The organism is Streptomyces sp. x-80, from assembly GCF_046549095.1.
Classification (GTDB): domain Bacteria; phylum Actinomycetota; class Actinomycetes; order Streptomycetales; family Streptomycetaceae; genus Streptomyces; species Streptomyces celluloflavus.
Window position 1 is genome coordinate 1 of sequence record NZ_JAJPWM010000056.1, and the last position, 7,288, is coordinate 7,288.

Below are 7,288 nucleotides of genomic sequence, written 5' to 3' on the forward strand. Positions count from 1 at the left end.
GGCGTCGGTCAAACCGCCGCCCTGCGCATATCTCACAGCTCACAGCTGCCGGAGCCATCCACGAGCCGTCAGGCAAACAGCCCGACATCACCCAATCAAGTTCAGTAGTGGGAAGGGGCGTGGCCATGGCCACTCCAGTTAATTGCGATCAGTTAGTTGCCATTTTGAAGAAGGAGGGTGTCGCTACCGTCGAGTACAAGAACTGGCGCAGCCACAACCGCAACCACAAAGGCGCCTGGGGGCCGGTGAACGGAGTGATCATCCACCACACCGTGACCCGGGGCACTGACACCACCCTCGGCATCGTCTATGACGGCTACAGCGAGCTGCCCGGTCCGCTGTGCCATGCCATGGGTGCCAAGGACGGCACGATCTACTTGATCAGTAACGGGCGCGCCAACCACGCGGGCAAGGGCGACCGAGGAGTCCTGGACGCCGTCATGGCTGAGCAGAACTCGCCGCAGCCCACCAGCAACAACACCGACGGCAACAGCCACTTCTACGGCATCGAGCTGGAGAACCTCGGCGATGGCAAGGACCCCTGGCCCCGGGCCCAGTACGAGGCCGCTGTGCGGTGGGCGGCGGCGCTGTGCCGCCACCACGGCTGGAACGAGAAGAGCGTGATCGGCCACAAGGAATGGCAGATCGGCAAGATCGACCCCTCCTTCTCCATGGCCGCCTTCCGGCAGGACGTCGCCAAGGTGCTGGCGGGCAAGCCGATCGGTGGCGGCTCCAACGAGTCCGACTCCGGTGGCTCCAGCGGTGGGGGAGCGGCGCCGTCGCGCAAGCGGGTCACCATCGACGGCCTGGCATACGGCTACGGTGCCCAGGGCGCTCATGTCACCGCCGTCGGCAAGGCCCTGGTTGCGCAGGGCTGCTCCGCATACACCTCCGGTCCGGGCCCGACCTGGACGGATGCCGATACCCGCAGTTTCCAGAAGTGGCAGCACAAGCTCGGTGACGCCGCCGTCTATTGCGACGGCGTACCGGGGCCGAAGCAGTTGCGCGGTCTGCTGGCCGCGTCGTTCCCCACCGGCATCGCCCCGGGCAGGGAGGACCCGACGGCCAAGCACCTTCAGATCGTGCTGAAGGCCGCCGGCTGGCTCGATACCTCGGTGCAGATCGTCGACACCTACGGCCCTCAATCCCAGGCCGCTGTCGCCGCTTTCAACAAAAAGTACGGCCTGAACTCCGCAGACAAGCCGGACGACCCATCCATCGGCCCGAAGGGCTGGAAGAAGCTGTTCCAACTCGCCTACGGCCTGTGATGTCCAGCTCGCGCCACGCCGATCGGGGCGCACACGCCCTGCGCAGGATCGGCCGTGCGGTCGAGTACGGCACCCTGGCCGCGGCCGGGACCGTCGGCATCGCGGTGCCCTCCGTCCTGCGGATGTGGCAGGGCGGCACCACCGACACCATCGGGAACGTCCTGTTGGCCGTTGGCGGCCTGCTGAGTCTGGGAGCCGTGACTCGCCGCGACATACTCTTGCAAAACATCGGACTGCCACTGATCGTGTGCGTCTTGGTCGCCTACTGCTTCGCGCAGGCATCCCTGGACCGTTACCCCTCTGTCGCCCTCGTCGCCGCCTATGCCGCCAATTTGGGCGTGCGTTGGTGGAGCGGAATGGGCCTGGTCACTCTGTACACCCGCACACTCCGAAGGGGTAAGCGGTGATGGTCTTCGACATCATCTTCAGTGCGGGCGGCGCCGCCTTTCTAGCCGCTCTCGTCCAGGGCATGCGGGCCGCCCGTGACAGCACCAACCGCGAACGCCGCGAGCTCGTCGGCGACATGCGCCAGGCCCGCGACGAGCTGCAAGAGACCGTCAGCCACCTACAGCAGCTCGTCGAGCTCTACCGCCGCCGCTCAGCGGCCTTCGAATACCAGCTCATCGTCGCCGGTATCGAACCTGCCTTGCCGCCCGGCGACCCCCGAATCCTTCAGTCTCACCACCCTGAGGTGCCATGATGATCACTAAGGCCTTCTGGGCCACCGCCGCCGAACGCGCCATCAAAACTTTCGCCCAGGCCCTTCTCGCCGTCCTCGGCGCCGGCGCGTTCGGTCTCCTCGACGCACCCTGGACCGACGCCCTCTCCACCGCCGGGATGGCCGCCGTCCTCTCCTTCCTTACCACCATCGCCACCGCGAACAGGCCGTTCTGCGGCGTGGACCCCGATGCTGGAGCGGTTCTGGTGAGGTCTGGTGTTGTGGGTGACACCGCCGGAGTTGATGTGGCCCCGCGTGGGCACGGCGGCGGATCGGAAGGGAACCAGCGGGAGCTGTAGCCTCGTCGACGATGATCTGGTCGGGGCGGGGCCGTCACAGCCCCGCCCCGACCCTGGGCACGCCGACCGCGCCCATGGCGCCCTCCGAAGCAGCCGCAGTCGTTGGTATTGCCTCCCGACAGGACGAACGCGGGCGGGCGGACACATCCGTTGCAGGCCAGGTGGAGCTTGGTGCCGCGGCCCGCCACGGGATCGGTCGGGAGCGTGAGCACCGGCTTCGTCCCCGAGGGCATCTTCCGACCGCGGATCATCCAACGGTGGCAGCGCCGCCTGGCCGAGTTCGATATCACCGTCATTTCACTCGGCGGCAAGGGCCTGACCGCCAGTCAGATAGCCCGTCACCTCGCCCGGGTGTGGGGCACCCGAATCTCTCACCCGACCGTCTCCGCCATCACCTCCTGGGTCCGACACGAGATGGTCTCCTGGTGCAACCGCCCCCTGACCCGTTCCTATCCCGTGATCTTTCTCGACGCCCTGCACGTCAAGATGCGCGAGCAGCGCCTAGCCAACCGACCCGTCTACCTTGCCTGGGGCCTCGGCGACGGGAGCACGGAGGTGCCCGGCCTGTGGGGCGTGTACGCGCGGTCTGGCCGCGTGCATGGGTGCAGCGCCGCGTCGTCCACCTGCTGCGCGACACCTTCCGCCTGGTGCGTGCCGTTGGCGGTACGCCTACTGGCCAGGGCCGTGTGTGGTCTGTCCAATCAACGGCTGATCTTGTTGGGGCCTTGAACCCGTGTCCTGGACTCGGGGCAAAGGCCCTCGCCGCTGCCGCTTCTTGACGAGCTGTGGCTCGAAGGTGCCGGCGATGTCTCGGGGTACTTTCCCCTCCGCCGGGCCGACGTCAGTCAGCACCGTCTTGGCGCGGGTGCCGTTGCGACTGTTGCCGCTGTTCCGCCCCGCCGCGTCGTCATACCCGACGTGATCGGTGATCTCGTCCTCGAGCGCGGACTTCAGCGCCCGCTTGGTCAGCTGCTGCAGCAGCCCGCCCTCCTCGGTCAGCTGCAACCCGTCCGACCGGGCACGGTCGACCAGCATCCCGATCAATTGCTCGTCCGGCATCGCCTCCGCGGCCGACTCGCCGACCGGCTCCTCTACGGCCTCTTGCTCGGTGATGGTCTCACTCATCAGGCATCACCTTGATCACCGGATCCGCCGTCTAGGACCCCCGGCCCCGCCGGACGAATCTCTCTATGAGGTCCTGGAGTCAATGCAGGACATGACGTGCGCCATCGGCGCAGCTATCGAAAGGTTTCCACATGCCCAACTTGATTTGCTACCGGGGTGAGAAAGGTGATCGCTGGGGAAGGCCTGAACTGCGCTTGTGTGATGGACTGACCGTTCGCGACCCTCTGCCAGGAGGGCCGATACCGAAGCCCAAAGCAGCAGAAGCCAGGAATGCTCTCATCCTTCAAGTATGGTCAGCCATAAAAGACGAAGTTAACAAAGAGGGGGGGCTTCCCAAGAAGAAGGTTCAGGCCTTCGCGCAAACTCTAAGGGCGTCAGGGAAGGTTTACGCAATTGCAACTGCCGCAACCAAGGAGGGGGCATACGCAGATGATTTCAACTATGTGATCGAAATCCCTGATGCACGAGCATTCCGCTGGGGAAGCAATCTGACCATCGGCGAGGAAGTCGACTGGATCGGCAATCCTCAGGCGATCGACGACGACTACGTTGTTCTCAACGCAAAGAACATCGAAGGATCATCCGTTCTCGGCTTCGGACACAAGACCGGCACGCGCGAGGTCACCTTCTTTACCGACATCCCCACTGCATGGATAAAGCAGGTGAACGGAAAGCCCGTCGCGGAGTGGCCGGTCAAGAAGAAGTCGGAATTCACTTTTGAAGAGAAGAAACTAATGGGGAAATTAGTTCGACCGCCTTTCCAGTGGAAGGCTTAGAGAATCATGCCGCTGAGTATCGCTGACCTTAAAGCTGCAATAAACACACCCGACCCCCTGCTTGAAGTCTCGCCGGACTTCCTTCAGCTGGACCAAGCCGCCGAGCTCTTCACCAGATTCTTCCCGGACGCACTGTTGCGTGTGGACAAGAAGTCCGTAGACGATGAAGCGCTGGTCATTGAGGGATCCGTCCCGATCGTCGGGCAGGACCCTTCCGACGCTCGCGTTGCCTTTCTCGCCGACCGCGGTGGAGAATATCTTGAGGGTATCCGCATCGACGTGCTGCTGTTGCCGGACGGCCCCGGCCTGCCAGCCGAGCTTGCTGGCATTCCTGCCGCGCTAGCGCGGCTCGGGCTCGGCCCGCTGCATCAGGTCCTCGGTATTGAGCCGGATGGAGGCGCCCGTGTGGGGCTCGGTATCGAGCTGCTGTTTCCTAAGCGAGACACTAACCCGCGCCCGTACGTGTGGGCGTACCCGCCGACAGAAGAGGGGGAGACCTGGAACTTCTTCGGGGCGTTCGACGACGTCCCGCTCAGTGGACTTGATGACCTGCGTGAGATCTCCGACGGCAGCTTCGCCCTTCCAGTTAACATTGGAACCGGCGATCTGACACTGAACTCGCTTGCATTTGACGTCATACCCGCCGACGCGGCATCCGGTGGAGAAGGTCAATGGCTGACGCTGGGGATCGGACTGAAACTGGCTGGACGATGGGAAGCCTTGCCTGGCGTCCTGGAATTGGAAAATCTGGATGCCGCCTTCACTGTCACCACCCCTTTGGACCAGCCAAAGGTTTCTGCCGTTCTCGGCGGCCGTGTCGAACTGGCTGACGAGATTCAAGTTGATGTCACCGTGATGCTTCCGAGGATGTCAATCCAAGGGAATCTGGCCAACCGCTTGGAGGTCGGGACGGTTCTCAAGCAGATGTTCGGTGATATTCCGCTTCTTGGCAGCCTCGCTGTCAGTCGTCTGATCGTATCTGCCGAAATGGGCAGCAACCCGGACTACGCACTCGATCTCACACTCGATAGCGACTTGATGGTTGTCGAGGGCCTAAAGCTCTCCAAGGTGAGCTTGCGCGTAGCGAAGGAAGCCGGCAAGGTTACTGCCTCCATCGACGCGGACTGGCAGTTGGGGGATGGTGCCGTATTTGATGTGGTCGGCACCTGGACCTCCGGCGGCAGTTGGATCTTCACGGCCACGACCGACGCCCCCGGTATCGCACTCACCGATGTGATGGTCCTGTTCGACCATGAAGCGCCGGATGTTCCGGACGTATTGAATCCCCGGCTGGTTCGTCTCGAATTCGGGTATGAACCTACCGGTGGGGCCCTGGTCGTCCAAGCATCGACCGGAAAATTTAGTATGGCGTTCGTCTCTCTTCCTCAAAGCTTGAGTGGCCGCAGCTTGGATCGCCAGGCGGGAATGTTGAGCTGACCTATACCAGGACAGGAACCCAATATTCACATGCAGAGGACAGCGTCGGTACCCCTATTCCCGGCCCGGAGGACAAAGTTGCCTGTCGTAGCTGCCCGCAATCGTGGTCGCCGGAGCAGTAACGGTGCGCTCTGCCCGTTTCGCGACTCGGTCAGAGCATCTCCGCCGGGGCAACTGGTATTTCCCTGAGCCATGCGGCATCGGGATCGCGGGCGGCGAACGTTCGGTTATCCGCACGGTGGTGGTGAAAGTGAGGACGCGATCGAGCTGATCCACTCCACCAGCCGCGGTCTGCCCCGCTCCGTCAACGACACCGCCTGGCAGTCTCTGATCGCAGCCTACGCCGGACAGAAGAGCATCGTCGACGAGTCATTCACCCGCGCCGTGGTGACCGATTACCGCCGCGACACAATGAACACGTACCCGACACAATGAACACGTACCCGACACCATGACCACCGAAGCCCCGGCGGCCGTAGGCCGCCGGGGTCGTTTCCCTCCCATCCACAACCTGTTCGCCGACCGCGGCCACGACACCTACCGCCGCTTCTCCGGGCCCGCGGCATCGCACCGAGGACCGCCCGCAAAGGCACAGCCCGAGAAAAGCCGGTCGTCACCGAACCGTTCGAACAAACCGGTCGTGCGCAGTGCCACCCGGATCCGCTCATGGCTGCCCGACGAGCCGACGCAGAACGCTGTGCCGTCGACTGCCAGCTTTTCCAGCACGTCCTGGACGCCGGACACCGGCTTGAGTCGGCTCCGGAACGCTTCGAAGATCCGGACGTGGAAACTCTCGTCGAAATCGTCCGGCAGCCGCTTACCCGACCGTTCCCACACCGTGTCGTGAATGCGGTGCACGGCGGCCCCCATGTAATCCCGAGAATAGCCCCGCCCGGGACCGAAGTCCCAGACGAGGCTATTCACACAATTTGTTCGGCGGCGTCCTAATCTCCCGCAGAGTCTCCTCTGCAGTACCATCGGCGCTGAAAGGCTTAGCTTCCGAGTTCGAAATGTAACCGAGCGTTTCCCTAACGCAATGACCACCGAAGCACTATGAAGTTAACCAACCCGGCAACACGCAAGTCGTTACTTCAGAACCTACACAGTGGACGCGAGCAACTGAGGGCAAGCCCTCAGCCTATTAGTTAATTTATATTTCTCCTTGTTTTTCCTGGCGAAATCTGAAGCATTTTTCATCGATTCGGAGAGAGTAGCTTCCGCTACCGAGAAAACAGTCAGTCGGCTCGCTCTACTGTCTTCCGATTTGTAACTGACCACGTCCGGTTCTCGGCGCTTGTTGAAGCGATTTCAGTTTTGTGGGATTTCGAATGTGGAGGGGATTTCATCCGTGCTCTCTTCCGAGGGTGTGTCACCCGTACCCTCTTCCGAGGGAATTTCATTCATGCCGGAAGGGGGGGAGAGATTCCTTTGCTTTTGGTGTCGGGTGACTGCTCTTTGTCGCTACGGGCTGGACTTGTACGCCGACGGATTCACGAGGCTGCACGGCCCACAGCCCGACCGCGGCTCCCCAGCAGAGCACGACTGCCACCACCCTCGCTACTGAACTTGATTGGGTGATGTCGGGCTGTTTGCCTGACGGCTCGTGGATGGCTCCGGCAGCTGTGAGCTGTGAGATATGCGCAGGGCGGCGGTTTGACCGACGTT

8 protein-coding genes, 1 rRNA gene and 2 pseudogenes are annotated in these 7,288 nt (G+C 62.8%); 8 read left to right on the forward strand and 3 right to left on the reverse strand.

Annotated features, from left to right (window positions below; translation table 11 throughout):
- Positions 1-164 precede the first annotated feature (164 nt).
- The 5 genes from ACLJWH_RS41725 to ACLJWH_RS41745 all read left to right on the forward strand — a co-directional run bounded on the left by ACLJWH_RS41725 (position 165) and on the right by ACLJWH_RS41745 (position 3,014).
- Entirely contained in the window at positions 165-1,268 is a 1,104-nt protein-coding gene (locus tag ACLJWH_RS41725) for an N-acetylmuramoyl-L-alanine amidase (RefSeq protein ID WP_411147036.1), read from the forward strand.
- Entirely contained in the window at positions 1,268-1,675 is a 408-nt protein-coding gene (locus ACLJWH_RS41730) for a hypothetical protein (RefSeq protein ID WP_411147037.1), read from the forward strand. Before ACLJWH_RS41725 ends, ACLJWH_RS41730 begins: the two co-directional genes overlap by 1 nt.
- Positions 1,675-1,968 carry a hypothetical protein gene (locus ACLJWH_RS41735; protein ID WP_411147038.1) on the forward strand — a complete coding sequence of 98 codons (294 nt, stop codon included), beginning with the start codon at positions 1,675-1,677 and terminating at the stop codon, positions 1,966-1,968. Before ACLJWH_RS41730 ends, ACLJWH_RS41735 begins: the two co-directional genes overlap by 1 nt.
- Complete coding sequence (locus ACLJWH_RS41740; RefSeq protein ID WP_411147039.1) at positions 1,965-2,285, forward strand: holin; 321 nt, start codon at positions 1,965-1,967, stop codon at positions 2,283-2,285. Before ACLJWH_RS41735 ends, ACLJWH_RS41740 begins: the two co-directional genes overlap by 4 nt.
- A gap of 204 nt (positions 2,286-2,489) precedes the next feature.
- Entirely contained in the window at positions 2,490-3,014 is a 525-nt protein-coding gene (locus ACLJWH_RS41745; protein WP_411147040.1) for a transposase, read from the forward strand.
- A 30-nt stretch (positions 3,015-3,044) separates the two neighbouring features.
- On the opposite strand, the pseudogene ACLJWH_RS41750 reads toward ACLJWH_RS41745, so the two are convergent.
- Positions 3,045-3,344: pseudogene (locus tag ACLJWH_RS41750) on the reverse strand (transposase); the annotation flags it as partial.
- 197 nt (positions 3,345-3,541) lie between these two features.
- Between ACLJWH_RS41750 and ACLJWH_RS41755 the strand changes: the two are divergent.
- The 3 genes from ACLJWH_RS41755 to ACLJWH_RS41765 all read left to right on the forward strand — a co-directional run bounded on the left by ACLJWH_RS41755 (position 3,542) and on the right by ACLJWH_RS41765 (position 6,058).
- The gene (locus ACLJWH_RS41755; RefSeq protein ID WP_411147041.1) at positions 3,542-4,186 is read left to right on the forward strand and encodes a hypothetical protein; all 645 of its coding nucleotides are present in this window, start codon (positions 3,542-3,544) and stop codon (positions 4,184-4,186) included.
- Positions 4,187-4,192: 6 nt separating this feature from the next.
- Positions 4,193-5,623, forward strand: a complete 1,431-nt coding sequence (locus ACLJWH_RS41760; RefSeq protein ID WP_411147042.1) for a hypothetical protein — start codon at positions 4,193-4,195, stop codon at positions 5,621-5,623.
- 192 nt (positions 5,624-5,815) lie between these two features.
- Positions 5,816-6,058, forward strand: coding sequence for a hypothetical protein (locus ACLJWH_RS41765; protein WP_411147043.1), 243 nt, complete (start codon positions 5,816-5,818; stop codon positions 6,056-6,058).
- A gap of 162 nt (positions 6,059-6,220) precedes the next feature.
- Here ACLJWH_RS41765 and ACLJWH_RS41770 read toward each other — a convergent pair.
- Both ACLJWH_RS41770 and rrf read right to left on the reverse strand, forming a co-directional pair.
- Positions 6,221-6,502: pseudogene (locus ACLJWH_RS41770) on the reverse strand (hydrolase); the annotation flags it as partial.
- Between the two features lie 52 nt (positions 6,503-6,554).
- Positions 6,555-6,671: ribosomal RNA gene (gene rrf / locus ACLJWH_RS41775) — 5S ribosomal RNA — on the reverse strand.
- Positions 6,672-7,288 lie beyond the last annotated feature (617 nt).